Source organism: Halomonas sp. SCS19 (genome assembly GCF_040147015.1).
Taxonomy (GTDB): domain Bacteria; phylum Pseudomonadota; class Gammaproteobacteria; order Pseudomonadales; family Halomonadaceae; genus Halomonas; species Halomonas litopenaei.
This window is the reverse complement of record NZ_JAMSHN010000001.1, coordinates 3,373,384-3,398,416: the sequence shown is the minus strand read 5'-3', so window position 1 is coordinate 3,398,416 and position 25,033 is coordinate 3,373,384. Positions and strand designations below refer to the sequence as shown.

General features: G+C 65.2%; 20 protein-coding genes. 12 read left to right on the top strand and 8 right to left on the bottom strand.

Going from position 1 to position 25,033, the window contains the following annotated elements:
* Position 1: 1 nt before the first annotated feature.
* Positions 2-1,225, bottom strand: coding sequence for a zinc metallochaperone GTPase ZigA (zigA, locus tag NFH97_RS14760; RefSeq protein ID WP_349625053.1), 1,224 nt, complete (start codon positions 1,223-1,225; stop codon positions 2-4).
* A 115-nt stretch (positions 1,226-1,340) separates the two neighbouring features.
* Between zigA and NFH97_RS14755 the strand changes: the two genes are divergently transcribed.
* A complete protein-coding gene (locus NFH97_RS14755; protein WP_124803059.1) occupies positions 1,341-2,030 on the top strand; it encodes a DUF1826 domain-containing protein in 690 nt (229 codons plus the stop codon).
* 61 nt (positions 2,031-2,091) lie between these two features.
* On the opposite strand, the gene NFH97_RS14750 is transcribed toward NFH97_RS14755, so the two are convergent.
* Positions 2,092-3,363: an NAD(P)/FAD-dependent oxidoreductase gene (locus tag NFH97_RS14750; protein WP_349625052.1), complete on the bottom strand. Its 1,272-nt coding sequence runs from the start codon at positions 3,361-3,363 to the stop codon at positions 2,092-2,094.
* Between the two features lie 153 nt (positions 3,364-3,516).
* Between NFH97_RS14750 and NFH97_RS14745 the strand changes: the two genes are divergently transcribed.
* The 11 genes from NFH97_RS14745 to nhaC all read left to right on the top strand — a co-directional run bounded on the left by NFH97_RS14745 (position 3,517) and on the right by nhaC (position 17,872).
* Positions 3,517-4,968 carry an NAD-dependent succinate-semialdehyde dehydrogenase gene (locus tag NFH97_RS14745; RefSeq protein ID WP_349625051.1) on the top strand — a complete coding sequence of 484 codons (1,452 nt, stop codon included), beginning with the start codon at positions 3,517-3,519 and terminating at the stop codon, positions 4,966-4,968.
* Between the two features lie 263 nt (positions 4,969-5,231).
* A complete protein-coding gene (locus tag NFH97_RS14740; protein WP_349625050.1) occupies positions 5,232-7,415 on the top strand; it encodes a putative bifunctional diguanylate cyclase/phosphodiesterase in 2,184 nt (727 codons plus the stop codon).
* A 106-nt stretch (positions 7,416-7,521) separates the two neighbouring features.
* Entirely contained in the window at positions 7,522-8,118 is a 597-nt protein-coding gene (locus tag NFH97_RS14735; RefSeq protein WP_045992553.1) for a sigma-70 family RNA polymerase sigma factor, read from the top strand.
* Complete coding sequence (locus tag NFH97_RS14730) at positions 8,115-8,873, top strand: anti-sigma factor (RefSeq protein ID WP_045992552.1); 759 nt, start codon at positions 8,115-8,117, stop codon at positions 8,871-8,873. The genes NFH97_RS14735 and NFH97_RS14730 overlap by 4 nt, the downstream gene beginning before the upstream one ends.
* Before the next feature lie 336 nt (positions 8,874-9,209).
* Positions 9,210-9,665 (top strand): DUF7282 domain-containing protein, encoded by a 456-nt coding sequence (locus tag NFH97_RS14725; protein ID WP_045992551.1) that lies wholly within the window; start codon positions 9,210-9,212, stop codon positions 9,663-9,665.
* A gap of 272 nt (positions 9,666-9,937) precedes the next feature.
* Positions 9,938-10,870 carry a 4-hydroxyproline epimerase gene (locus tag NFH97_RS14720; protein WP_348814623.1) on the top strand — a complete coding sequence of 311 codons (933 nt, stop codon included), beginning with the start codon at positions 9,938-9,940 and terminating at the stop codon, positions 10,868-10,870.
* A 122-nt stretch (positions 10,871-10,992) separates the two neighbouring features.
* Entirely contained in the window at positions 10,993-11,940 is a 948-nt protein-coding gene (locus tag NFH97_RS14715; protein WP_045992549.1) for a dihydrodipicolinate synthase family protein, read from the top strand.
* Positions 11,941-12,083: 143 nt separating this feature from the next.
* Positions 12,084-13,661 carry an aldehyde dehydrogenase (NADP(+)) gene (locus tag NFH97_RS14710; RefSeq protein ID WP_349625049.1) on the top strand — a complete coding sequence of 526 codons (1,578 nt, stop codon included), beginning with the start codon at positions 12,084-12,086 and terminating at the stop codon, positions 13,659-13,661.
* Between the two features lie 109 nt (positions 13,662-13,770).
* Positions 13,771-14,442, top strand: a complete 672-nt coding sequence (locus NFH97_RS14705; protein WP_045992547.1) for a GntR family transcriptional regulator — start codon at positions 13,771-13,773, stop codon at positions 14,440-14,442.
* 617 nt (positions 14,443-15,059) lie between these two features.
* Entirely contained in the window at positions 15,060-16,379 is a 1,320-nt protein-coding gene (locus NFH97_RS14700) for an NAD(P)/FAD-dependent oxidoreductase (protein WP_349622897.1), read from the top strand.
* Positions 16,380-16,435: 56 nt separating this feature from the next.
* Positions 16,436-17,872, top strand: a complete 1,437-nt coding sequence (nhaC, locus tag NFH97_RS14695) for a Na+/H+ antiporter NhaC (protein ID WP_348814625.1) — start codon at positions 16,436-16,438, stop codon at positions 17,870-17,872.
* A 92-nt stretch (positions 17,873-17,964) separates the two neighbouring features.
* Here the strand turns inward: nhaC and NFH97_RS14690 are convergent, their stop codons facing one another.
* From NFH97_RS14690 to NFH97_RS14665, 6 genes are all read right to left on the bottom strand, one after another.
* A complete protein-coding gene (locus tag NFH97_RS14690; protein WP_253028507.1) occupies positions 17,965-18,774 on the bottom strand; it encodes an SDR family NAD(P)-dependent oxidoreductase in 810 nt (269 codons plus the stop codon).
* A 278-nt stretch (positions 18,775-19,052) separates the two neighbouring features.
* The gene (locus NFH97_RS14685; RefSeq protein WP_349625048.1) at positions 19,053-20,420 is read right to left on the bottom strand and encodes a YjiH family protein; all 1,368 of its coding nucleotides are present in this window, start codon (positions 20,418-20,420) and stop codon (positions 19,053-19,055) included.
* Positions 20,421-20,567: 147 nt separating this feature from the next.
* Positions 20,568-21,530, bottom strand: a complete 963-nt coding sequence (locus NFH97_RS14680) for an electron transfer flavoprotein subunit alpha/FixB family protein (RefSeq protein WP_045992536.1) — start codon at positions 21,528-21,530, stop codon at positions 20,568-20,570.
* Positions 21,527-22,279: an electron transfer flavoprotein subunit beta/FixA family protein gene (locus tag NFH97_RS14675; protein ID WP_349625047.1), complete on the bottom strand. Its 753-nt coding sequence runs from the start codon at positions 22,277-22,279 to the stop codon at positions 21,527-21,529. Before NFH97_RS14675 ends, NFH97_RS14680 begins: the two co-directional genes overlap by 4 nt.
* 23 nt (positions 22,280-22,302) lie before the next feature.
* Positions 22,303-23,436 (bottom strand): acyl-CoA dehydrogenase family protein, encoded by a 1,134-nt coding sequence (locus tag NFH97_RS14670; protein WP_349625046.1) that lies wholly within the window; start codon positions 23,434-23,436, stop codon positions 22,303-22,305.
* Positions 23,433-24,575 carry a CaiB/BaiF CoA transferase family protein gene (locus NFH97_RS14665; RefSeq protein ID WP_349625045.1) on the bottom strand — a complete coding sequence of 381 codons (1,143 nt, stop codon included), beginning with the start codon at positions 24,573-24,575 and terminating at the stop codon, positions 23,433-23,435. The genes NFH97_RS14670 and NFH97_RS14665 overlap by 4 nt, the downstream gene beginning before the upstream one ends.
* Between the last annotated feature and the right edge of the window lie 458 nt (positions 24,576-25,033).

Below are 25,033 nucleotides of genomic sequence, written 5' to 3'. Positions count from 1 at the left end.
TTTACCAGGCTGGGAAAGGGTCATCCGAGTCGACCCAGGCGTCCATGCCGAGGGCCAGCTCCGATTCGCTCAGCAGGCACTCATCCAGGGCCTGACGAATGCGATGCTCCGCCAGGTTCTGGCCGATGAACACCAGTTCCTGGCGCATGTCACCGAAGGGCTCCTGCCATTTGGCCAGAATCGCCTCGCGATACTCCGGGTCCTCGGGCCACTGATCCTCGGGTACCGCCCGCCAGAAGCGACCCGCCAGGCCGTGGTGAGCGATGCCTCCCGCCTGACTCCACTGGCCGGCGAACTGAGGACGGCTGGCAAGCCAGAAGAACCCCTTGGAGCGCAGCAAGGTGCCACCGAACCAGTCGCCATGCAGCAGTTCATGAAACCTGCGCGGATGGAAGGGGCGGCGCGCCTCATAGGCAAAACTCGAGATACCGTACTCCTCGGTTTCCGGCACATGCTCACCGCGCAGCTCCTTGAGCCAGCCCGGCGCCCGCTGGGCCCGCTCGAAGCTGAAGTGTCCGGTATCCAGCACCCGCGACAGCGCCACCTCGCCCTGGACCATATGGACGATGTCGGCCTCGGGATTGAGGGCGCGCAGTACCGCCTCGACCTCCGCCAGTTGCTGCGCCGAGATCAGGTCGCACTTGCTGATCGCCAGCACATCGCAGAACTCGATCTGGTCCACCAGCAGGTCCGCAACATTGCGCTCATCGTCCTCGCCCAGCGACTCCCCCGCCTCCTTGAGGGAGCGGGCTTCAGCGTACTGGCTCAGAAAATTGGCGCCATCGACCACGGTGACCAGGGTATCGAGTCTGGCGATCTCGGACAGGCACTGACCGTCCTCATCGGCGAAGGTAAAGGTCTCCGCCACCGGCAGGGGTTCAGAGATCCCGGTGGATTCGATCACCAGGCTGTCGAAGCGCCCCTCCTCGGCCAGCCTGCGGACCTCGATCAACAGGTCCTCGCGCAGGGTGCAGCAGATACAGCCGTTGCTCATCTCCACCAGGCGCTCTTCGGCGCGGTTCAGCGTGACCCGGTCCTCCAGCTCGTCTGATGCCCCTGGCCCACCGCGCACCAGGGCGGCGTCGATATTGACCTCGCTCATGTCGTTGACGATGACCGCGACCCGACGCCCCTGGCGATTGGCCAGAAGGTGATTCAGCAAGGTGGTCTTGCCGGCTCCCAGAAAGCCTGACAGTACCGTGACCGGCAACCTGGCATCATTCATGAACCTGTTCTCCCCATGTGCTCTCGCCAAGGAAAGCCCCTCTCTGCACGAGGCGCTTTCCTTGTTTTAAATGTTACGTTATAACATTGTAAACACATCCCATGGAGACGCCAAGATGTCGCTGTCCAGCTCACTGTCCACCTGCGTCGACGGAGACGCCCCGACCGCGTCTTGCGAGTCGCAGCCAAGTGTCCACTGGGCCCAGGGTATCGATGCCTCGATCCTGCCGCGCATCTTCGAGCAAGGCATCACCATCGCGGTGATGCAGCGCGCGCTGTCCCCCAGCCTGGAACACAGCATCCAGGCACAGTGCGATACCGAGCGTCGCTGGAGTTTTCAGTGGCTGGGAGTTCCCGACGCCGCCATGAAGCGAGAACTCCGGCGCAGCATGCCCGCCCCGGAGCAAGCCTGCCCCCTGGTAGACGACGTCGTGCTGTTGACCCAGGCCATGGCGATGCTGTTCGACACCGACACTCTGGGAATACGGCTGCGCCTGCTGGACAGCGCCATGTGTCCACGCTTTCACTGCGACAAGTTGCCGGTGCGACTGGTCACCAGCTATCGGGGGCCGGGCAGCGAATGGCTGCCCGAGTCTGCGGTCAATCGCGCCGGGCTCGGCGCACCCTCGCCGGACAAGCCCGAGACGCTTCGCCAGGCCCATGCCATTCAGCGGCTGGGCACCGGCGACCTGGCACTGTTGAAGGGAGACGGCTGGAGCGGCAACGAGGGCCGCGGACTGGTACATCGCAGCCCGGCGCAGCAGGCAGGGGAGACGCGCCTTTTGTTGACCATCGATCCGAGCTGAGTCGAGCGGCCGCCGACGCTTTGCCAGGGGCGTGGCGGCCGCCTGCGCACGCAACGCGTGGTCAGTGGATCTTCAGGCGTGGCCCGACCGAGCGGCCGAGGACGTCGCTCAGCGCCTCGGCGGTACCCTTGAGCGGCCCCAGCAGGATGAACTGGTGCTGGCGCTGCAGTCCCTGGTAGGCCGCCCGCGCGAGTCGCCCGCGCAACTGGACGTCATCGGCGAACCAGCCTTTCACTTCGCCGACGCTGCCGGCCTCACCCAGCGACAGCAGGGTACCCTTGTCCTCGTAGACGAAGGGCGCCGGCGTTTCCCCCGCGAGAAAACGCGGCAACTCCTTGGCCAGATGTTCTGCCTGCTCGCTGGCCGCCTGGGCGGTGGGCGGTGCGGGCTCGTCGTCGATAACCGAGCAGTCACCCAGCGCAAAGACGTGATCACTGTCGACACTCTGCAGGGTCGGCTTCACCCGCCACTGGCGCTTCTTGTTGGTCGCCAGCGCGTCGATCGAATCGGCCACCGGCGGCCCCACGCGTCCGGCCGCCCAGATGGTCAGGTCCGCCGGAAACTCGTCGCCGCCATCGGTGGTAAGACGGTCGCGATCGACGCGACTGACCTGTTGTTCGGTATGAATGTCGATGCCGACATTCAAAAGGCGCTTGCGGATGGACTGGCGCACCTCATCCTCCATGCCCGGCATGAAGGTATCGGTCGCCTCCAGCAGGGTCACCTTGACCCTGGGCTGGCACTCTCGTGGGGCCACACTCGAGGCCCGCGCCTCGGTGGCCAGCAGCCCTGCCAGTTCCACCCCGGTGGCCCCTGAACCGACGATGGCGATATGGAAGGGATCACTGCGCTGCCCGGCGCGATGCGCCAGCAGCCCCGTCGAGAAGCGCTCGAACAGTCGCTCGGCGTCGGCCTCGCTGTCGAGCATCAGGGCATGCTCGAGCACGCCGTCCACGCCCATGTCCGGGGTCACCCCGCCAATCGCCAGCACCACCGCCTGGTAGCCGATGCAGCGACCGGGCACCCTCACCCGACCGTCGTCTTCGCGCCACTCGGCCAGGGTCAGGGTACGCGCCTCGGGATCGATGTCCGCGAGTTCACCGCGCTCGAAGCCGAACCCCCAGTGCTCGGCGAGCCCTGCGTAGTCCAGCTCATCGACCTCGCCGCGCCGAAAACCGGCGGCAAGCTCATGCAACCGCGGTTTCCACACATGGGTGGCGCTACGATCGATCAGCAATACGTCCTTGTGGCCTGCCTTGGCCAGCCGGATGGCAAGCTCGAGGCCGCCGGCACCACCACCTACGATCACCACGCCTTCACTGCGAACGTTCATGGGACCTCCTGTCATCGCCCCTGCGGGGGATCCACAGGGACGTCCGGTGTCGATTCGTCCCCACCCTACCACTCCGAACCCGGCTTGAGGACATGCTCGTTGCAGCGTAGTTTGGGGAGGTCGGAAACGGAACTTCTTCAGGAGATTGCCCCTATGCACACCCCTGAGAACCAGCTGATGACAGACCATGCCTATCTTGGCGGACGTTGGGTCGAGGCCAGTGACGGCAAGACCCGGGAGGTCGAAGACCCGGCCACCGAAAAGACCATCGGCAAGGTGCCCCAGCTGACCGAGGACCAGTTGGGCGAGGCCATCGACGCCGCCAGTCAGGCCTTCGAGCGCTGGCGTGACACCCCCGCCCTGGAGCGCGCCGACGCGCTGATGGCCTGGTACCAGGCGATGCAGGACAACGCCGAGGCGCTGGCCCGCCTGATGACCCTGGAGCAAGGCAAGCCCCTGGCCGAGGCCCGCGGAGAGGTCGAATACGCCGCCAGCTTCCTGCGCTGGTTTGCCGGCCAGGCGCGACGCATCGCCGGTGATACCCTGGCCTCGGATGACCCCGACATCTCGCTTGGCACGCTGCGCCAGCCGGTCGGCGTGGTGGCCATCATTACCCCCTGGAACTTCCCGCTGGCGATGATTACCCGCAAGGTCGGGGCCGCGCTGGCAGCGGGCTGCACCACCCTGGTCAATCCAGCAAGCCAGACCCCTTTCTGCGCACTTGCCCTGGCCAGACTGGCCGAACAGGCCGGGCTGAACCGGGGCGAGTTCAATGTCCTCACCTGCCCCGGCAAGCGCTTTTCCGAAAAGGTCTGTGACGACAATCGCGTTCGCGCGCTGTCGTTCACCGGCTCCACTGAGGTCGGCCGGACGCTGCTGGCTCAGGCCGCCGACACGGTCAAGCGCAGCGCCATGGAGCTGGGTGGCAACGCCCCTTTCATCGTCTGCGAGGACGCCGACCTGGACGCCGCCGTGGAAGGCGCCATCGCCGCCCGCTTCCAGACCAGCGGCCAGGACTGCGTGGCGGCCAACCGCCTGTTCGTCCACCGTTCTCTCTACGACACCTTCATCGAGCGCTTCACCCAGCGCATGAATGACATGCCGGTGGGCAACGGCTTCGATGAGGACATCGAGATCGGCCCGCTGATCAACCGCGACGCGGTGGCCAAGGCCCGCGAACTGGTAGAGGACGCCAGATCCCGGGGGGCGCGCGTGCTCGGTCGCGGCCAGGACCAGGCCCCAGGGCCACGCTTCTTCATGCCGACCCTGGTGGCCGACTTCACCGATGATATGCGCATCGCCAGTGAAGAATCCTTCGCGCCCCTCGCCCCGGTGCGCGCCTTCGACAGCGATGACGAGGCCATCGCCGCTGCCAACGACACGGTCTACGGTCTGGCCGCCTACGTCTATGCCAAGGACCAGCAGCGCATCCGTCGCTACCAGCAACGTCTGGAAGTCGGCATGGTGGGTACCAACACCATGGATATCACCGGGCCCCAGGTCCCCTTTGGCGGCGTCAAGCAGTCCGGCCTCGGTCGTGAAGGCGGCCTCGAGGGCATGGAGGAATACCTCGAGACCAAGTACCTGTGCACCGCCCATGGCTAGCGTGTACACACCCTGAGTCCCCCGGGAGAAGCGCAGCCTTCTCCCGGGGAGCACGGTTATCTCCTGCTACCCCGTCCCGCCGAGGATACCCGGCAGGGCCTGCGGCGCCCCCACCGACCCACAGATCCCCCTCCAGACTCCGTCAGAAACTTAAGAAAAGCTGGCTTTTCAGGAGATTGCCTCACCTCCTGCACAAGGCTGAGGGTAAAGTGAATGCGACACCTGGCCGATACTAATACTTTACTCTCAAGGATCTCACCTGCATGGACCACTCGCTTGCGTCCTACAACCCGGCACTGGTCGCCCTGAGCCTTGGCATCGCCGCCATCGCTTCGCTCACTGCCCTCGATCTCGCCGGACGCGTCAGAGCGAGCCAGGGCCTTGCCCGCCACCTGTGGCTTGCCGGCGGTGCTTTCGCCATGGGCACCGGCATCTGGTCGATGCACTTCGTCGGCATGCTGGCCATGGACCCCGACTCGCACTTCGCCTACGGGATCCCCCTTACCCTGGCGTCCCTGCTGGCGAGCCTTCTCGCTTCCGCCTTGGCACTGGCAACAGTGCAGTCAGGCCACCTCACCGGTCCTCGCCTGGCCGTCGGCGCGCTGATCATGGGTAGCGGCGTCTGCCTGATGCACTACATCGGTATGGAGGCCATGCTGTCGGTAGACAGCCTGCGCTACCGACCGGACCTGTTTGCCCTGTCCGTGGTCATCGCCGTGCTGGCCTCGGCGGTCGCCCTCAGCCTGGCCTTTCGACTCAACCCGGTGGGGGGACGCTCCCCGCTGTGGCAACGTGGCCTGGCCTCGCTGGTCATGGCCGCAGGCATTTCGGGCATGCACTACACCGGCATGGCCGCCACCAGCTACCGCACTCTGAGCTACTCGGCCTCGGCCCCGGGCATCGGCACCGACCGGCTGGCCATCGTGGTGGCGCTGATCGCCACCTGCATCATGCTGGCAGCGTTGATGATGTCGATCTACGACGCCCATCTGTCCTCGCGCAATGCTCAGCTGGCACGTTCGCTACAGCAGGCCAATCAGGAGCTCAAGGACCTGGTCCATCATGACGTCCTGACCCAACTGCCCAACCGACTGAAGCTCGAGGAGCACCTCGATGAACTGCTCGAGGACAACATCGATACCTTCGCGGTGTTCTTCGTCGACCTGGACCGCTTCAAGCAGGTCAATGACGGCCTCGGCCACCATGTGGGTGACGAGCTGATCAAGGGCGCGGCCCGACGCCTGCAGATGGCGGTGCGCGACAGCGACCTGGTCGCCCGGGTGGGCGGCGACGAATTCATGGTGGTCACCCATCAGGTTGCCAGGCGCGGCGACGCTGAAGCGCTGGCCCAGCGCATCGTCAGTTCGCTGGACAAGCCCTTCCAGATCGGCAACAGCATGGTCAAGGTCTCCACCAGCCTGGGCATCAGCCTTTACCCCGACCACGGGCGCAGCAAGCATGCCCTGATGGTCCACGCCGACGCCGCCATGTATCGCGCCAAGCAGCAGGGACGCAACAACTTCCAGTTCTTCGCCTTGGACATGACCTCCGAGGCGGACCGTCGCAGTACCCTCGAGCGACGCCTGACCCAGGCCATCGAGGAGGATCGCCTGAGCCTGGCCTATCAACCGAAGATCCGCGTCGACAGCGGTGAGGTCTCTGGCGTCGAAGCGCTGCTGCGGTGGCACGATGAGGAACTCGGCCAGGTCACTCCTGACGAGATCATTCCCGTCGCCGAAGACTGTGGCCTGATCCTTCCCCTGGGCGCATGGGTGCTACGCACCGCCTGCCGGTTTTCGAGCGAGTGGCTCAAGGAGTCCGGCGAGCCATTGCCGGTGGCGGTCAACATCTCGGCCATTCAGCTCAATCATCGCGGCTTCGTGGCCACCATCGAGGCTGCGCTTGCCGAATCGGAGCTTCCCCCTCACCTGCTGGAACTCGAACTGACCGAAAGCACCCTGGTACAGAACCCTGATCGCGCCCTGGAAGTACTGAGTACCCTGCGCAACATGGGTGTGCTGCTGTCCATCGATGATTTCGGCACCGGCTATTCCAACTTGACCCAGTTGAAGTATCTGCCCGTGGACCGTCTGAAGATCGACCGCACTTTCATGCAAGGCGTGGTCGATTGCGAACAGGACGCGGCCATCGTCCAGGCGGTGATCTCGCTGGCCAGGTGCCTGGGGCTTCATATCATCGCAGAAGGTGTCGAGAGCGAAGAACAGCTGGCCTTTATCCGCCAGCTGCAGGGCCACGAGTACCAGGGCTACCTGTTCAGCAAACCGGTCCCGGCCGAAGACCTCAAGGCACTGTTGGCCAAGGGTCACCTCGTGGCAGCGGCCGCAGCGGAACCCCGACACGTCACCCGGGATACGCCGGTGCGCGAGGCCCGCCTATCCGGGCTCGAGCCTGAAGGCAGACCTTCCCACCCCACTGGCATCGTCTAAACGGCAGCCCGATACCGTCGATACAGGCTGCTTGACCTTGCCGGTCAGGCAGCGTCACCCTTCAGCCACCACGACAACAACACTCCGCAGCGCAGAGATCGCCGCTATGTCCAATGCCTTTCGCGCCCCGCCCCCGGCGCACCAGGAATCCCCGCCGCTGTCCTCCCCGGAGCGGCTGGTTCATCTGCTGTCCAGAGTCGCCGACAAGGACCGGGAGGCCTTCGCCGAGTTGTACGAGGCCAGCGTGGCGAAACTCTTCGGCACGGTGTTACGTATCTTGAAGCAGCAGGCCTGGGCCAACGATGTCATCCAGGAGGTCTACGTGACCATCTGGCAGAAGGCCGGACGCTTCGAGAGCGAGCGCGCCTCCGCCATCACCTGGATGGTGACCATCGCCCGCAATGCGGCCATCGACGAGCTACGCAAGGCACCGACACGGCCCACCGAGAGCGACAGTATCCTCGAGAACTGGGTCGCCGAGACGCCCTCCGCCTACGATCAGCGTCACCAGGACGAGACGTCGACACAGCTGACGTTGTGCCTTGATGAACTGGAAGAGAGCCGGCAGCAAATGGTGCGCCTGGCCTATCTGGAGGGCTGGTCGCGGGCCGAACTGGCAAGCCACTTCGACCAGCCGGTCAATACCGTCAAGACCTGGCTGCATCGTGCACTGAAACAACTCAAGGGGTGCCTGGGATCATGAGCGACCGCGACGACAAGGACATGCTGGCCGCCGAGTTCGTGCTGGGCACCCTGGATCGTGACGAGCGCGACAGGGTGCGCCGCCAGCGTCAACACGACAGCGAACTCGAGCAGCGTATCGGTGAATGGGAGAGCCGACTGGCGCCTCTGGCCGACGAGATCCAGGACCTCACCCCGGGCCCGGACCTGTTGCCGCTTATCCAGCAACGCATCAAGGCCATCGAGGACGCCGCGCGTGGCGATACGGCGCCCAACGCCCCCCCGAGCACCGCCAGCGTCACGCCGCTGCACCGCCGCCTGGCCTTCTGGAAGGCCGCCACCGGCCTGTCCAGCGCCGCGGCGGTCATCCTGGCGGCGGTGCTGCTGGCACAGCCGTCGCCGTCCACCAGTGAGTCCAACTTTGTGGCGGTGTTCCAGCAGGACGATCGCCAGCCCGCCTTCATGCTCAGCGTCAACCTGGAGCAGCGCCGCCTGCATGTCCGCCCGGTCAGCGCCGAACCTCTGCCCGACCGCTCCTATCAACTTTGGATCAAGCATGATGATCTGGGCTCCGCTCCCCGGTCCGTCGGTGTACTCGACGATGACCTGAGCCTCGACCAGGCCGCCCTGCGCGACTACGAACCTGAATTGCTGAAGCATGCCACCTTTGGCATCAGCGTCGAGCCTCCGGGTGGCTCGCCCACCGGCCAGCCTACCGGCCCCGCTATCCACGGCTACCTGTACCCCACCGAGCCCAGCGGCGGCCAGCGTCTCTGAGAATTTCAGTCCTCACTGAAACCTTTTCGCCTCCCCTGCGTAGCTAGTCGATGACCCCGCCACCGGCAACGGCCGATGGCGGGGTCATCGTGGCGGGCATGCGTTTCGACACCCTCGAGGCGTACGCCCCGCACCACGACTTCCCTGCTTGGCCACTCGTTCGAGTGGCCTTTTTTATCTGGACGTCGGCTCTCGCCTTGGCGTCAGGGCACAACATTTTTTTTCGATGACCTGAAACCCACCGTGGCATCGGCACGTAGCTGTTATCAACTCGGCAGCCATCCTGTCGTGGAGCACCTTCGGCAAGCCAATCAGCAACACCAGGAGACCATCACCATGTTCAAGCCATTGGCAGCACGTACCCTCATCACCTCAGCCCTCCTCGTCGGCGCGGCCACCCTGGCCACCGGCGCCCAGGCCGCCCACCATGGAGAGATGGACGAAGCCGGCCATCTCGGCGTCTGGGCCGAAGATCAGTCGGTGGAGAGCGGCACCGTCACCGCCGATCGCATCGTCGCCGAGAACAACGGTTGGCTGGTCGTCCACCGTACCGACGAAAGCCACAAACCAGGGCGCGTTGTCGGTCACGCCCCGCTCAAGGCCGGTGAGAACACCGATATCGCGGCCATCCTGACTGAAGAGGTCAGCAGCGGCGAACATCTGATGCTGATGCTCCACGGCGAGGACGGCGGCATGCAGACCGGCATCTTCGAATACACCCTGGGCGCCAGCGAAGACGGCCCGGTCAAGGTCGACGGCAACCTGGTGATGAGCGTGATCACCGCTCAATGACACCAGCCCCCCCTTTTGACGACTTGGCGAGGGCCCTGCCCCTCGCCTTTTTTGTGCCTGCTGCTCGCCCTTCGTACCCCACCGCTGTCCTTCCGCGCCGGCCTCCCGGTCTTTCCTGTGCCTGCCGCTCTTCCTGCTCGCGCCAGCCCCCGCAAAGAATCCTCTTTGATGACTTCACAACGCCTCTTGAAGATTGTATAAAATATAAAACCTGATCAACGACGCCCAGATGATCGTCGATCACCACAACCGACAACAAACCGGGGTACTCCATGCAACGCGTACACGTCATCGATTCCCACAGCGCCGGCGAGCCCACGCGCCTGGTCATGGACGGCTTTCCGACGCTTGCCGGCGCCACCATGACCGAGAAACGCGACTGTCTGCGCGACCGACACGACCACTGGCGCCGCGCGGTGATGCTGGAACCCCGCGGCCACGACGTGCTGGTCGGCGCACTCTACTGTGAGCCGGTATCTCCGGACGCAACCTGCGGGGTGATCTTCTTCAACAACGCCGGCTACCTGGGCATGTGCGGTCACGGCACCATCGGCCTGGTCGCCTCGCTGCATCACCTGGGCCACCTCAGCCCCGGCGACCACCGCATCGACACGCCGGTGGGCCAGGTCGAGGCGACCTTGCATGCCGACGGTGCCGTGACCGTACGCAACGTCCCCTCCTACCGCTACCGCCGGCAGGTCGCGGTGGAAGTGCCCGGCCACGGCATGGTCCATGGCGACATTGCCTGGGGCGGCAACTGGTTCTTTCTGGTCAGCGACCATGGCCAGCGCATCGCCCTGAACAATGTGGAGACCTTGACCGGCTATACCTGGGCCATTCGTCAGGCGCTTGCAGGCCAGGGCTTCACCGGCGATGACGGTGGCGAAATCGACCACATCGAGCTGTTCGCCGATGACGACGAGGCCGACAGCCGCAACTTCGTGCTGTGCCCCGGCAAGGCCTACGACCGATCCCCCTGCGGTACCGGCACCAGCGCCAAGCTGGCGTGCCTGGCCGCCGACGGCAAGCTCGCTCCCGGCGAACGCTGGCGCCAGGCCAGCGTCTGCGGCGGCCTGTTCGAGGCGAGCTATGAATGGCAGGGCGATCAGATTCGCCCCAGCATCACCGGACGCGCCTTCATGAGCGCCGACAGCACCCTGCTGATCGACGAGCAAGACCCCTTCGCCTGGGGCATCGGCGGCTGAAGCCCCAGCGGCTGGCGCCCCAGTACCCGACGACGGCCATTGACGTTTTTACCCACCGGCGGCTGCCCAAGAAGGGCGGCGCCTCCCTGACCCCGTGACACCGTCCCACTCAAGGACCCGACATGAACGACAATATCTTCACCGGCTGCATCCCCGCCCTGATGACCCCGTGCACCAAGGACCGCCAGCCCGACTTCGACGCCCTGGTCGCCAAGGGCCGTGAACTGATCGAGGCCGGCATGAGCGGCGTGGTCTACTGTGGCTCCATGGGCGACTGGCCGCTGCTGACCGAGGCCCAGCGCCAGGAAGGCGTCGCCCGCCTGGTGGAAGCCGGCATCCCCACCATCGTCGGCACCGGCGCGGTCAATTCCCGCGAAGCGGTATCCCACGCTGCCCACGCCGCCAAGGTCGGCGCCCATGGACTCATGGTGATTCCTCGGGTGCTGTCTCGCGGCACCTCGGTGACCGCCCAGAAGGCACACTTCGCCGCGATCCTGGACGCCGCGCCGGACCTCCCCGCGGTCATCTACAACAGCCCCTACTATGGCTTTGCCACCCGCGCCGACCTGTTCTTCGAATTGCGTCGCCAGCATCCCAACCTGATCGGCTTCAAGGAATTCGGTGGCGCCGATGACCTGCGCTACGCCGCCGAGCACATCACCTCCCAGGATGATCAGGTCACCCTGATGGTCGGCGTCGACACCACCGTCTTCCATGGCTTCGTCAACTGCGGCGCCACCGGCGCCATCACCGGCATCGGTAACGCCCTGCCCCACGAGGTGCTGACGCTGGTGGCCCTCAGCAAGAAGGCTGCCAAGGGCGATGTCGAGGCCCGCCGCCGGGCCCAGGAACTCGAGCAGGCCCTGGGGGTGCTGTCCTCCTTCGATGAAGGTGCCGACCTGGTGCTCTACTACAAGCACCTGATGGTGCTCAACGGTGACGAAGAGTATCGCCTGCACTTCAACGAGAGCGACGCCCTCAGTGATGCCCAGCGTCGCTACGTCGAGACCCAGTACGACCTCTTCCGCACCTGGTACGCCGGCTGGTCAGCCTCGCTCGACCTGTCCTGAAGCCCGATATGTCCTGAAACCACCGGGGAGGCTCGCTCGACGCCGGGCCTCCTGTTGTTTTCGGCATGGGCGACAGGGGCGTTGGCACAACCCCCCTTTCGCCCATGCTGCTTCCCGCACTTCCCCCTCGACAGGAGAGTCAAATGACACTGGAAGGCAAGATGCTGATCGGACAGGACGCCGTGACTGGCAGCCAGGCGCCGATCCACGCCATCGACCCCGCCACCGGCAAGCGCCTGGAGCCGGCCTACCCGGGCGGCAGCCAGGCCGAGGTGGAGCGCGCCTGCGCCCTGGCAGAGGCCGCCTTCGATGACTACCGCGAAACCACGCTCGAGACACGCGCCCGTTTTCTCGAGACCATCGCATCGGAAATCGAGGCACTCGGCGATGCGCTGATCGAGCGCGCCATGCAGGAAACCGGCCTGCCCCAGGCCCGCCTTGCCGGAGAGCGCGGACGCACCTGCGGACAACTCAGACTGTTTGCCGACACCGTACGCGCGGGCGAATGGCTCGACGTTCGCATCGACCCTGCCCAGCCACAACGCCAGCCCATGCCCCGTGCCGACCTGCGTCAGCGTCAGATCGCCCTGGGGCCTGTCGCGGTGTTCGGTGCCAGCAACTTTCCGCTGGCCTTCTCGGTGGCCGGCGGCGACACCGCTTCGGCCCTGGCCGCTGGCTGCCCGGTGGTGGTCAAGGCTCACTCGGCCCACCCCGGCACGTCGGAGCTGGTCGGCCGCGCAGTACAACGGGCGGTGGCCCGGTGCGAGCTGCCCGAAGGCGTGTTTTCGCTGATCTTCGGCTCCGGCCGCGTGGTAGGCCAGGCGCTGGTCGAGGACCGCCGAATCAAGGCAGCCGGCTTCACCGGCTCTCGCTCTGGCGGCATGGCCCTGTGGCAAAGCGCCCAGCGCCGACCGGACCCCATCCCCTTCTACGCAGAGATGAGCTCGATCAACCCGGTATTCCTGCTGCCCGAGGCGCTCAAGGCCCGCGGCAAGGACCTCGGCGAGGCCTTTGTCGGCTCACTGACCATGGGCGCCGGACAGTTCTGCACCAACCCGGGGCTGGTGATCGCGGTCAAGGGCGAGGCCCTGGACGCCTTCATCGAGTCGGCCGCCGAAGCCGTCAAGGCCGCGGGCGCCCAGACCATGCTGACCCCGGGCATTCATGACGCCTACACCCAGGGCGTAGAGACCCTTGGCGACAGCGACGAGGTCCGAGAAATCGCACGTGGGCCGCAAGGCGAAGGTGTCAATCAGTGTCAGGCGGGTCTGTTCGTGGCCACGGCCAGTGACTTTCTCGGCGACGAAGCACTACAGGCCGAGGTATTCGGTTCGACCTCCCTGGTGCTGGAGTGTGCCGATACAAGTGAGGTCAAGGCGCTGGCCGAAGGTCTCGAGGGCCAGCTGACCGCCACCCTGCAGATGGACGACGGCGATACCGAGACGGCCCGCGGCCTGCTTTCGATCCTCGAACGCCGGGCCGGACGTATCCTGGTCAACGGCTGGCCAACCGGGGTCGAGGTATGCCACGCCATGGTGCATGGTGGCCCCTTCCCCGCCACCTCCGACGCCCGAACCACCTCGGTGGGTAGCGCCGCGATCCAGCGCTTCCTGCGCCCGGTGTGCTATCAGGATCTGCCCGAAGCGCTGTTGCCCCAGGCACTGCGCGACGACAACCCCTGGGCCCTTGGCCGCCTGGTCGACGGCAAGCGCGAGGCCTGAATCAGGTCCCTTGCCCAGGCGGCGGCCCCCGGGGGCCGCCGCCTGCCCATGGACATTCATCGCGGTTTGTATACAGTGTGCAATAACATCCGATGGGCAGAGAGAGGCTATGGCGACTTTCAAGACACGCGCACAGTTCGTCGCGGATGACCTGCGCAGGCGTATCCTGGGCGGAGAGTTCCAGGGGGGTACCCAGCTGCGCCAGGATGCCCTGGCAAAGGACTATGACGTCAGCCGTATTCCCGTGCGCGAAGCCCTGCTGACCCTGGAGTCCGAAGGGCTGGTCGAGTTCCATGCCCACCGCGGTGCCTTTACCACCGAACTGTCGGTCGCCAAGATTCGCGAGCTGTTCGACCTGCGGGTGCTGCTCGAGACCTACGTCCTGCGCCATGCCATCAGCGAGTTGACGGAAGACGACCTGCTCAAGGCAGAGCGCATCCTCGAGAAGTACGACGATGCCCTGAACAGCGGCGGCGAGATCGACAACTGGAGCGAGTACAATTTCGCCTTCCACCAGGCCCTCTATGCACCGGCCAGGTTGCCCGAAACCCTGGCGTTGATCAGTCAGCTCAACACCAAGTCGGATCGCTACATCCGCATGCAACTGCTCTACACCCAGGAGATCGAAAAGGCCGAGCGCGAACACCATGGGCTGCTCGACTTCGCCCGCCAGGGCAAGGCCGACGAGGCCTGCGAATTGCTCCAGCGCCATATTCAGGAAGCCTGTGAAGGCATCGTGACCCTGCTCGAAGAACGCGCCCAGCGCGGCGACGCCGACTGAAGCGCCATCCCTCCCCTTGTGCTTACCCTGTCGGCGCCTTGCGGGCGCCGACTCGCTAGAACCCTGGCGTCAACGCCATAGCCCCCTGAACGTCCGCGGATGAGCTGCCCGCTTTCACTGTCGTCGCCCTTGGCCTGCCAGTGGCGTTATCGCCCCCGTCGTCGCCAGCCGCCTGGCATCAAGGTTCCCCCCTGCGCAGGCTTGTTCAAGGCCCTGCCCTGAACGCACCGTCCTGACGCTCCATCCCCTTGGCAGGTTTTCTGCGCTCCGAACACGGCGCATTCCTTTGCGCTCCAACCCCAGCGCGGCTTTCTCGGCGCCCCGAACCCGGCGCGGATTTCCAGGCGCCCCGAACCCGGCGCGTTCCTTTGCGCTCCGACCCCAGCACAGCTTTCTCGGCGCCCCGAACACGGCGCGGCTTTCTCTGCGCCCCGAACACGGCGCATTCCTTTGCGCTCCGGCCCCAGCACGTCGTTCATGCGCTCCCCCTCGGTGCGTCGCCCATGCAGACCGTCCAGCGGATAACGCCAACGTTGAATATCGCCGCTATTGATCCGAAAGGGCACCTATCTTATATTTTATACAATCGACAAAGACAAACGCTGCAGAGGCAAACCATGGGTTCACCCGGCTCGCGACAAGACCGCCAACCCGGCGACACGCGCATTACCGTGATCGGTGCTGGCGTCATCGGCCTCGCCTGCGCACTCGAGCTGCGCCGCCAGGGCTTTTCGGTGCAGGTACTGGATCGTCAGGCTCCCGGCATGGGGGCGTCATACGGCAACGCCGGGCATATGGCCACCGAGCAGGTCTTTCCCATCGCCGACGCCTCGATCCTGACGCAGCTTCCCGCCATGCTGCGTGATCCGATGGGGCCGCTGCGACTGGACTGGCGCTACCTGCCCCGCGCCCTGCCCTGGTTCACTCGTCTATTGCTGAACCTGCGCTCTGCCCCCTACGCCAACAGCGTGGCCGGGATTCGTGCCCTCAACGAGGCCAGCCTGGACGCCTGGCGCAAGCTGCTCGATTCGATCGATGGTCGCCATCTGATGAAGGAAGACGGCTCGCTGCTGGTCTATGAGCAGGACCAATCAAAGCCCCGGATCGACCAGCTGGCCGCCGCCATGTCGGCCCAGGGCGTAGCCCTCGAATCCTGGTCGGGCGACGCCATACGCGAGCTCGCGCCGTCCCTCTCGGCCAAGCTCCGTGGTGGCCTATTCTTCCCCGCCACCGCTCATGTGGTCGCCCCCGCCGCCATCACCGCTGCCCTGGTCGACGCCGCCCGCCAGGAAGGCGTTACCTTCGCCACGGCAGAGGTACGCACTGCCCGTGTCCATGGCCAGGGCGTCAGCCTCCAGACCGATTCTGGGGCGCTGGACTGTGAACGGGTACTGCTGGCCTGCGGCGCCCACTCGGCCCGCCTGGCCGCCGAACTCAGCGGTCGCCGTGTGCCACTGGATACCGAGCGTGGCTATCACCTGATGCTGCCGGCAGAGCGACACCGATTGCCGGTGGCGGTCACCTCGCTGGAGCGCCGCTTCATCATGACGCCGATGAGTGACGGCCTGCGCCTGGCCGGCACTGTCGAATTCGCCGGCCTCAAGCGCCCCCCCAACATGGCCCGCGCCTGGCAGCTCCACCGCCTGAGCCAGGGTCTGTTCGACCACGACCTGGACGCCACCGATGCCAAGCCCTGGATGGGCTTTCGCCCTTCCCTTCCCGATTCGCTGCCGATCATCGACAGCGCCCGGGACGGCCGCGTGCTGCTGGCCTTCGGCCACCACCACCTGGGACTGACCCAGGCCGCTGTTACGGCACAGCTTGTCGCCCGCCTGGCGACGGGGCGGACGGGCCCAGCGACCGGATCCGGTCCGGTGTCACTCCCGCCACTATCGCCACTCCCGCCACTGTCGCCCTATCGGCTCGAGCGCTTCTGAGCATGACCGCTCGGCCCCTGCACCGCAGAACCCACAACAACACCAAAGGAGATCCCATGACGTCGTCTTCCACCCCCATCCGCCTACCCGGCATGGCCGAGGTACTGGCCGTCATGATCGGCTTCATCGCCATCATGTTCTTGAGCATCAATGTCCTTGGCCTGCCCATCCAGCTTGCCCTGTTCGCCTCCTGGTTTCTGGTCATGGCGCTGGGCGTCAGGCTCAAGATCCGCTACGCCAGCATGCAGGAAGGACTGATCAACGGCATTCACAACGGCATGGAAGCCGTACTGGTGCTGACTACCGTCGGCGCCCTGATCGGCACCTGGATCGCCGGTGGCATCGTGCCGAGCATCATCTACTACGGTCTGACGGTGATGGACCCGCAGATCTTCCTGTTCGCTGCCTTCATCATCTGTGCCCTCACCTCGCTGGCCACCGGTACCTCCTTCGGTACCGCAGGCACTGCCGGTGTCGCCATGATGGGCATCGGCCACAGCTTCGGCATCCCGCTGCCGCTGGTCGCCGGCGCGGTGATCTCCGGTGCCTACGTCGGCGACAAGATGTCTCCGCTGTCCGATACCACCGTGATGACCGCCTCGCTGTGCAAGGTCAACCTGATCGACCATATCCGCTCGATGATGCTGGTCAGTGCACCGGCAATCCTGATCGCCGGCGTGCTGTTTCTGGTGGTCGGCTTCTTCTTTATCGACGGCGACGTCGACACCTCCCGTGCCACTGTCGCCATGCAGGCGCTGGAGACCCACTTCACCATCAGCCCCTGGCTGTTGCTGCCGGCGGTGATTGTGATCGGCCTGCTGACGCGCCGATTCCCCGCCATCCCGGTAATCACCTTCGGCGCCGTGCTGGGCAGCATCTGCGCCTGGTGGGCCCAGGACGTGTCTCCGGTCGATGCCATTCGCATCGCCTATGACGGCAACGCCATGGCCTCGGATGTGGAATTCCTCAATACACTGCTCAATCGCGGCGGCATCCAGTCGATGCTCGGCGTGGTGGCACTGATCCTTTTCGCCCTGGGCCTCGGTGGCCTGATGGACCGGGTCGGCATCCTCAAGGCGATCAGCAACGGCTTCCTGCGCTGGGCCAACAACCCGGGCCGGCTGACCCTGTCGACCATGCTCGGTGGCTTCTTCGGCAACTTTTTCGGGGGCGCCGCCTACGTCTCGCTGATCACCGCCAGCACCATCACCGAGAAGAACTACGATGATCAGGGCATCGATCGTCGGGTGCTGTCGCGCAACGCCGAAGCCGGTGGCACCGTGACCACCCCGATGGTGCCCTGGACCGATGGCGGCGTGTTCATGGCCACCACCCTCGGCGTGTCCACCATGGCCTACCTGCCCTTCCTCTGGTATCACATGCTGGTCATCGCCATCTCGCTGTTCTACGGCTACGCCAATATCGCCATCTGGCGCACGACCCCGCCCGCCGAGAAAACGACCACCTCCAGCGGCGAATTTCAGACCACCTGAGCCGTCACCAACAGCAGGCAACCAAAAGCCCCCGCTCGCCTTCACGGTGAGCGGGGGCTTTATCTTGTGCAATGGGGCCAAACAACCAAGGCCTAGCCCAGGCAGTGCTCCAGCACCTCTTCCATGGCCTCGACCAGGCGACGGCATCGGCCATCGTCCATGGCGTGGGCATGCGGTGACGAGAAGCCCTTGCCGTCGTTGTCGTAGTACTGGCCGCCGGCGTTGCCGAACTCCTCGGACAATGCTGCCCGGACCAGGATGTCGACGCCGATGGACAGGTCGTTGCCGGCCACGCCAAAGCCTTCCTTGACCATCTTGCTGGCCAGCAAGGAGCCGGGGTTGACCGCCACCACCATGGGATCACCGGCACTGGACCTGGCGGCCAGGTCGCGGGTCCACATGATCAGCGCCAGCTTGCTCTGGGCGTAGGCGTCGAAGTCACCGTCGGCGTCGGCGGTGCCGGCGAGCGCCGCCAGCGACACCGGCGCCTGGGCGGCAGAAGCCAGATTGACCACCCGCCCCTTGTCTCCGAGCAAAGCCGCCAGGCGACGGGCCAGCACATAGGGGGCCAGGGTATTGACGGCAAATCGCACATCGAGGCCGTCTGCGGTACGGGTGTCCGGGGTGCGGTAGACCCCGGCGTTGTTGATCAGCACATCGATGCGCTCGTCGCTCTGCTCGACCTCCGCCGCCAGCGCCGCCGCTTCGGCCAGGCGTGACAGGTCGGCAACATGCCCTGCGGGCACCTCGCCTTGCGAGATCGCTGCCAGCTGTTCACGGGCCGCCGCGAGCTTGTCCGGATTACGTCCATGCAGGATGACGCGATGGCCCTGGCGCGCCAGCTCGCTGGCGGTGGCGAGGCCAATCCCATCGGTGGACCCGGTGATCAATATCGTCTTCATGGCAATCTCCTGGCGGCGCCGGTCACCGGATAACGGTGCGGCGACATGTTTTCCCCCATGCTAGTGCAGCCCTGTGCCGACGATAAGCCGGCAAGCACCGCAATCAGTTTTCGGTTTTCTTGCAAAGCCATCGCCTGCACCACGCCGGCAGCCTCGCCTATCCCGACCCTGGCGTATGACCTGCGCCTTGCGCCCGACACAAAAAAAGGCGCTGCCGACGGAGGACGGAAGCGCCAATGGGCGATGCAAAGAGACGAGGCCTAGGCTTTGGTCAAGCCTTAGAACAGCAGGTGGGTCGCCAGCGCCACCATGGGCATGGCCACCAGGGTGCGCAGCAGGAATACCACGACCAGGTCACGCACCGTCAGCGGGATGTCCGACTCCAGCATGGCGTTGGCACTCTCGGTGAAGAAGATGATCTGCACCGACGACAGGGTGCACACGAAGAACACCGCCATGGGGTCGACGTCGGCGCCGGAGATGATGATCGCCGGCAGCGCGATCTCGGCGATCGACACCAGCACGGTGGGGGCAATGGCACCGGCATCCGGCAACTGAAGCGCAGAGATCAACGGCTCCACCAGCACGCCCAGGTAGTCGAATACCGGGGTGTAGGTCGCCAGCAGCAGCGCCAGGGTGGCGATGGCCAGGATGTAGGCGACGATCTTCTGGGCAAAGGTGATGGCCTCCCAGAAGCCCTTGTAGAACACATCGAGCCGAGTCTGGGAGGCGCGCTCGGCGGCGGCGCCACAGGCCCGGGCCAGGATGTGTCCATCACTGGAAACCTCAAGATCCTGGGCTGTCTGGGTGTTGCCCTGATGGTAGACGTCGAGCTTGCGCGACAACGGCGGAATCCTGACCATCAGCGCCGCCAGGGTGAAGTTGATGATGAAGGAGACGATGATCATGTGCGGCAGGTAGGCCATGATGCCGCCGATGGACGCCAGCAGGGCGAAGAAGCCCAGGCTGCAGATACTGAAGTTGGTGGCAATGCTGGCCGACTCCCGCTGGGTATAGTGGCCTTCCAGATAGAGCTTGTTGGTGATGAAGATGCCCACCGCCGGGGCGGCGACGAAGGAGGCAACCGCGTCCACCGCAGACTTGCCCGGCAGACGATAGAGCGGACGCATCAAGGGCTCCATCAGGGTGCCGACAAATTCCAGGAAGCCGAACTCGGTCAGAAACAGCACAAACAGGCCGGCGATGGCCACGGTCAGAAAGACGCTGCCCCCCAGATACAGCGCCAGCCCACCGACATCCTTGTGCAGCAGCCAGTCGGGCCCGATCTGGAACACCAGCATGAAGGTGAACACTGCCGCCAGCAGGAAGGTCAGCCCGGTCATCGTGCCGTCCTTCTCATGGTAGGCGGCGACGGCTCGGCGCCATGGAGACGACGACACGGAGGAAGCCACCAGGCGTGACAGCAGCCAGGTCACACACAACAGGGCGACCAGGCCAAGCGTCAGATACTCGAGGGCCCCGCCGAGCGAAGACTTCAGATAGTCGATGATGATCACCAGCGGGATCTTCAGCGAGCCATCTGCCGTCGGGAAGGGGAAAAAGAAGATGCAAAGGCCAATCAGGCTGCCGACCAGCGAGGTCACGCCAGCGCTGCGCGGAGGGGCTGCCACCTTGGGATTGTTCATGTTGTGTCTCCAGTGGGGCTTGCGATGAGCACCGCCCGCGGGGGCGATGCTCGGTGGTGCCGGCGCCGTCATCGGCGCCCGCGGGATGGATGATATTCAGGGGTTAAATGGCCAGCGCCGTTAAGCGCGGAGCTGTGGCCAGCCGCGTCAGCGCTCGGCCAGTGCCTGGTCGAGTTCGGGCAGAGCCTGGAACAGGTCCGCGACAAGACCGTAGTCGGCGACCTGAAAGATCGGCGCCTCCTCATCCTTGTTGATGGCGACGATGACCTTCGAGTCCTTCATCCCTGCCAGGTGCTGGATGGCGCCGCTGATACCCACCGCGATATACAGCTCCGGCGCGACCACCTTGCCGGTCTGCCCTACCTGCAGGTCGTTGGCCACGAAGCCGGCGTCCACCGCCGCCCGCGACGCCCCGATGGCGCCGCCAAGGGTATCGGCGATACCTTCGAGCAGGGCAAAGTTGTCACCGCTGCCCATGCCGCGACCACCGGAGATGACCACCCTGGCAGCGCCCAGCTCCGGGCGCTCGCTCACCGCCCGGGTCTCGCCGACAAAGTGCGAGCGCTGATTGACGATGGCGATGTCGACGGACTCGATGGGTGCTGCGCTTGAGGCCTCGGCCACCGCCTCGAAGGCGGTGACCCGCACGGTGATGACCTTGACCGGGTCCAGACTCTGTACTGTGGCGATGGCGTTGCCGGCGTAGATCGGCCGCTTGAAGGTATCGGCGGACTCGACCGCGATGACCTCGGAGAGCTGGGCGACATCCGCAAGCGCCGCTACCCGCGGCAGCACGTTCTTGCCGCTGGTCGATGCCGCCGCCAGCACGTGGGTGTAGTCCCCGACCAGCGCCGCCACCAGATCGCCCGTGGGCTCGGCCAGTTGATGGGCAAGGCTCGCCTGATCGGCCAGCCGTACCCGGCTGACGCCCTCAAGCCTTGCCGCCGCCTCGGCGATGCCCGCGACGCCCTCACCGGCTACCAGCACGTCGATATCGACGTCACTTGGGTCCGCTGCGGTCTGTGCGATCTGCCGGGCGGCGGCGACTACCCGCGCGGTGGCCTCGCCGAGCTGTCCTTTGTGATGTTCCCCCACAACCAGAATCTTCATGCGATCACCTTGGCGTCGTTCTTGAGCTTGTCCACGAGTTCGGCCACCGAGGCCACCTTGATACCGCCCAGTCGCTCGGGCAGCGGCTCGACCGCCTTGAGCCTGAGCCGAGGGCTGACGTCGACGCCCAAGGAGTCGGGCGTGGTCACCGCCAGGGGCTTCTTCTTGGCCTTCATGATGTCCGGCAGCTTGGCGTAACGAGGCTCGTTGAGGCGCAGGTCGGTGGTGATGACCGCCGGCAGCGCCAGCGCCAGGGTCTCGAGGCCGCCGTCGATCTCGCGGGTGACCTTGATCTGGCCCTGCTCCACCTCCAGGGCGGAAGCAAAGGTGCCCTGGGGCATGCCGCCAAGGGCGGCCAGCATCTGGCCGGTCTGATTGTTGTCACTGTCGATGGCCTGCTTGCCGAGCAGCACCAGTTCCGGCTGCTCCTGCTCGACGACCGCCTTGAGCAGGTGCGCCACCGCCAGCGATTCCAGCGCGACCTCGGTGTCGATGTGCAGGGCACGGTCGGCGCCGAGGGCCAGCGCCGTGCGCAACTGCTCCTGCACCGCCTTCGGCCCGGCACTGACCACCAGTACCTCACTGGCAAGGCCGGCCTCCTTGAGGCGAACCGCTTGCTCCGCGGCGATTTCACAGAACGGGTTGAGGGCCATCTTGACGTTGGTGAGGTCAACGCCGGAGTGGTCCGGCTTGACCCGGATCTTGACGTTGTGATCAATGACGCGCTTGACCGCGACAAGGATTTTCATGGGCTATCTCCCTTGCTGGGCGGTCAGGCGGTGATGGCACGGCCGATGATGATCTTCTGGATCTCCGAGGTGCCCTCGAAGATGCGGGTGATGCGGGCGTCACGGTAGTAGCGCTCGATCGGCAGGTCGGAGATGTAGCCGTAGCCGCCATGGACCTGCACCGCGGCGTCGGTGACCTTGGCCGCCGCCTCGGAGGCCACCAGCTTGGCCACCGCCGACTCCAGGCTGAAACGCTGGCCGGAGTCACGTGCGTCGGCCGCCTTGTAGGTCACCAGCTTGGCGGCCTCGAGCTGGGCGTGCATTTCGGCCAGCATCCACTGGATGCCCTGGTGCCGGCACAGCGGCTTGCCACCGACGATGCGCTCCTTTGACCAGGCCAACGACGCATCCCGAGCGGCCCGCGAGATACCGACGCTCATCGCCGCCACCTCGACCCGGCCGCGATCCAGCACCTCCATGGCGGTGGCGAATCCGGCCCCCTCCTCGCCCATCAGCGCATCCAATGGCAGCACACAGTCGAAGCCGATCTCGTAGATATGGCTACCGCGCAGGCCCAGGGTCTTCTCGGGACTCGAGAACTCGATGCCGGCGGTGTGGCGGTCGACCAGAAAGGCCGAGATGCCGCGGTGGCCCTGATCGGGGTCGGTCTTGGCATAGACCACCAGGAAGTCGGCAAAGGCGCCGTTGGTGATGTAGTGCTTGGTGCCGGTCAGGTGCCAGCCGTCGCTGGTGCGTACCGCCCGGGTGCGCATCTCGGCAGGATTGGAGCCGGCCCCGGGTTCGGTCAGGGCGAAGGCGCCCAGCTTCTCGCCGCTGGCGCACTGGGGAAGCAGTGTCTGCTTCTGATCCTCGGTGGCGCCGATCAGCACCGAGTCGGTGGCCAGAAAGTGAGCGGTCAGCGATGAACAGGTGGCCGCGCAGTGGTAGGCGATCTCTTCCACCGCCAGCGACATGGCGATGCTCGAGATCTCCACACCGCCGTACTGCTCGGGCAGGTTCATGCCCCAGAAGCCCAGCTCGCCCAGGGCGTCGAGGCTTTCGCGGCAGAACTCCCGCGTTTCGTCGTAGCGCGCCGCATTGGTCTTGAGCACCTCAGCGCAGACGCGGTGAGCGGCGTCCTGGAAGGCGATGTCATCTTCATTGAAGGTAAAGTTCATGCGTCGATCTCCTTGTCGAGGTGCTGTGATTCGAGACAGGCGTTGTGTTGGCCAAGCGTCGGCGCAGGGCGATCGCAGACGACCCGTCGGCCATTGAAGAAAACCGGTTGAGCCGGCGAGCGCCAGTGCCCCATATCGAGCAGCAGCTGGCGGTCTTCGGCATGCCGGGATTCGGCAAGCTGGGCGATGTTCCAGATCGGAGACGCCGGCACTCCCGCCTGATCGAGACGCGCGCAGACCTCCTCCACGGTGAACTGGCCGGTCCAGTCTTCGATCAGCGACTTGAGTTCGGCCTGGTGGAGACAGCGCTGCTCGTCGTCGACGAAGCGCGCATCCTCGGCGAGCTCTGGCGCCTGCATGCACTCGGCCAGGCGAGAAAACAGCGTGTTGTTGATCACCGCGATGATCACCTGGCCATCGTTGGCCTCGAAGCTGTCGAAGGGCGCCGACAGCGGATGGCGGTTGCCGATAGGAGAAGGCGCCTGGCCGCTGGCGACGAACTGCGCCAGGTTGGTGACCTGCATCGAGAACAGGCAATCGAGCATGGACACATCCAGATGGCAGCCCTGGCGCTCGGGGTCACGTTCACGGGCGAACAACGCCGCCGCGATCGACCAGCTGGCGAACATTCCGGCGCACACATCTCCCAGCGACTCGCCGATGCGGGTCGGCATGCCGCCATCGGGACCGGTGGCCGCCATCATGCCCGACAGCGCCTGGGCGATGATGTCGTAGGCTGGCTTGGCGCCCATGGCACCGCTCTGACCGAAGCCGGATATCGAGCAGTAGATGAGACGGGGGTAGCGCGCACGCAGCGTCGCCTCGTCGATTCCCAGGCGCTCGGTAACCCCGGGCCGGAAGTTCTCCACCACCACGTCGGCGCGCTCGCAAAGCCGATGAAAGCGCTCGAGGTCCTGGGGGTCCTTGAGGTTCAGACACAGGCTCTTCTTGCCACGATTGAGCATCGAGAAGTACAGGCTCTCACCCTCGACGTAAGGCGCAATATGACGGCTGTCATCGCCCTGCCCCGATTCGACCTTGATCACCTCGGCGCCCAGGTCGGCCAGCATGGCGGTGCAGTAGGGCCCGGCGAGCACCCGGGACAGGTCGAGGACGGTGATCCCCTTGAGTGGTTGCATAGCGTCTTGCCTCCGGTCTTGTTGTTGGCAGTGACATCGAGCGCTGATGGCCGCTCAATATGTATATACATTTCTATCGCTAAAGTGACCGGCTTTCCACCCAGACATTCTTGCCAAAAATCTCAGAACGAAATTTATTTATTGTTTTTTAAATGTTTTCTATAAAATAAGCCTTGAGAATTATCGACCAAGGTCTAATGACAAATGGTGACACCAGGCGCTTGTGGCACATATTGGTATATACATCTAGCGTCATCGACGGCCCGCACCGATGTCGAGGGAGTCCGCGGCACGACACCCTGAAGCCCGCCGGGAACCCGAGAGATGGTCATCGAGGGCAACGTCAGGGAGGGGGGAGAACGACGGGCGCCAAGCGTTCGTCAGCGCTGCCAGTAGAGAGATAGCAGGGTGATAGGAGGGAGTTCGGCGAGAGAGCTTGCCGGGGGAGATCACTGAGA

Coding starts and splice junctions, on each gene's coding strand:
- zigA (WP_349625053.1), bottom strand. CDS start 1,225: ATGAATGATGCCAGGTTGCCGGTCACGGTACTGTCAGGCTTTCTGGGA.
- NFH97_RS14755 (WP_124803059.1), top strand. CDS start 1,341: ATGTCGCTGTCCAGCTCACTGTCCACCTGCGTCGACGGAGACGCCCCG.
- NFH97_RS14750 (WP_349625052.1), bottom strand. CDS start 3,363: ATGAACGTTCGCAGTGAAGGCGTGGTGATCGTAGGTGGTGGTGCCGGC.
- NFH97_RS14745 (WP_349625051.1), top strand. CDS start 3,517: ATGCACACCCCTGAGAACCAGCTGATGACAGACCATGCCTATCTTGGC.
- NFH97_RS14740 (WP_349625050.1), top strand. CDS start 5,232: ATGGACCACTCGCTTGCGTCCTACAACCCGGCACTGGTCGCCCTGAGC.
- NFH97_RS14735 (WP_045992553.1), top strand. CDS start 7,522: ATGTCCAATGCCTTTCGCGCCCCGCCCCCGGCGCACCAGGAATCCCCG.
- NFH97_RS14730 (WP_045992552.1), top strand. CDS start 8,115: ATGAGCGACCGCGACGACAAGGACATGCTGGCCGCCGAGTTCGTGCTG.
- NFH97_RS14725 (WP_045992551.1), top strand. CDS start 9,210: ATGTTCAAGCCATTGGCAGCACGTACCCTCATCACCTCAGCCCTCCTC.
- NFH97_RS14720 (WP_348814623.1), top strand. CDS start 9,938: ATGCAACGCGTACACGTCATCGATTCCCACAGCGCCGGCGAGCCCACG.
- NFH97_RS14715 (WP_045992549.1), top strand. CDS start 10,993: ATGAACGACAATATCTTCACCGGCTGCATCCCCGCCCTGATGACCCCG.
- NFH97_RS14710 (WP_349625049.1), top strand. CDS start 12,084: ATGACACTGGAAGGCAAGATGCTGATCGGACAGGACGCCGTGACTGGC.
- NFH97_RS14705 (WP_045992547.1), top strand. CDS start 13,771: ATGGCGACTTTCAAGACACGCGCACAGTTCGTCGCGGATGACCTGCGC.
- NFH97_RS14700 (WP_349622897.1), top strand. CDS start 15,060: ATGGGTTCACCCGGCTCGCGACAAGACCGCCAACCCGGCGACACGCGC.
- nhaC (WP_348814625.1), top strand. CDS start 16,436: ATGACGTCGTCTTCCACCCCCATCCGCCTACCCGGCATGGCCGAGGTA.
- NFH97_RS14690 (WP_253028507.1), bottom strand. CDS start 18,774: ATGAAGACGATATTGATCACCGGGTCCACCGATGGGATTGGCCTCGCC.
- NFH97_RS14685 (WP_349625048.1), bottom strand. CDS start 20,420: ATGAACAATCCCAAGGTGGCAGCCCCTCCGCGCAGCGCTGGCGTGACC.
- NFH97_RS14680 (WP_045992536.1), bottom strand. CDS start 21,530: ATGAAGATTCTGGTTGTGGGGGAACATCACAAAGGACAGCTCGGCGAG.
- NFH97_RS14675 (WP_349625047.1), bottom strand. CDS start 22,279: ATGAAAATCCTTGTCGCGGTCAAGCGCGTCATTGATCACAACGTCAAG.
- NFH97_RS14670 (WP_349625046.1), bottom strand. CDS start 23,436: ATGAACTTTACCTTCAATGAAGATGACATCGCCTTCCAGGACGCCGCT.
- NFH97_RS14665 (WP_349625045.1), bottom strand. CDS start 24,575: ATGCAACCACTCAAGGGGATCACCGTCCTCGACCTGTCCCGGGTGCTC.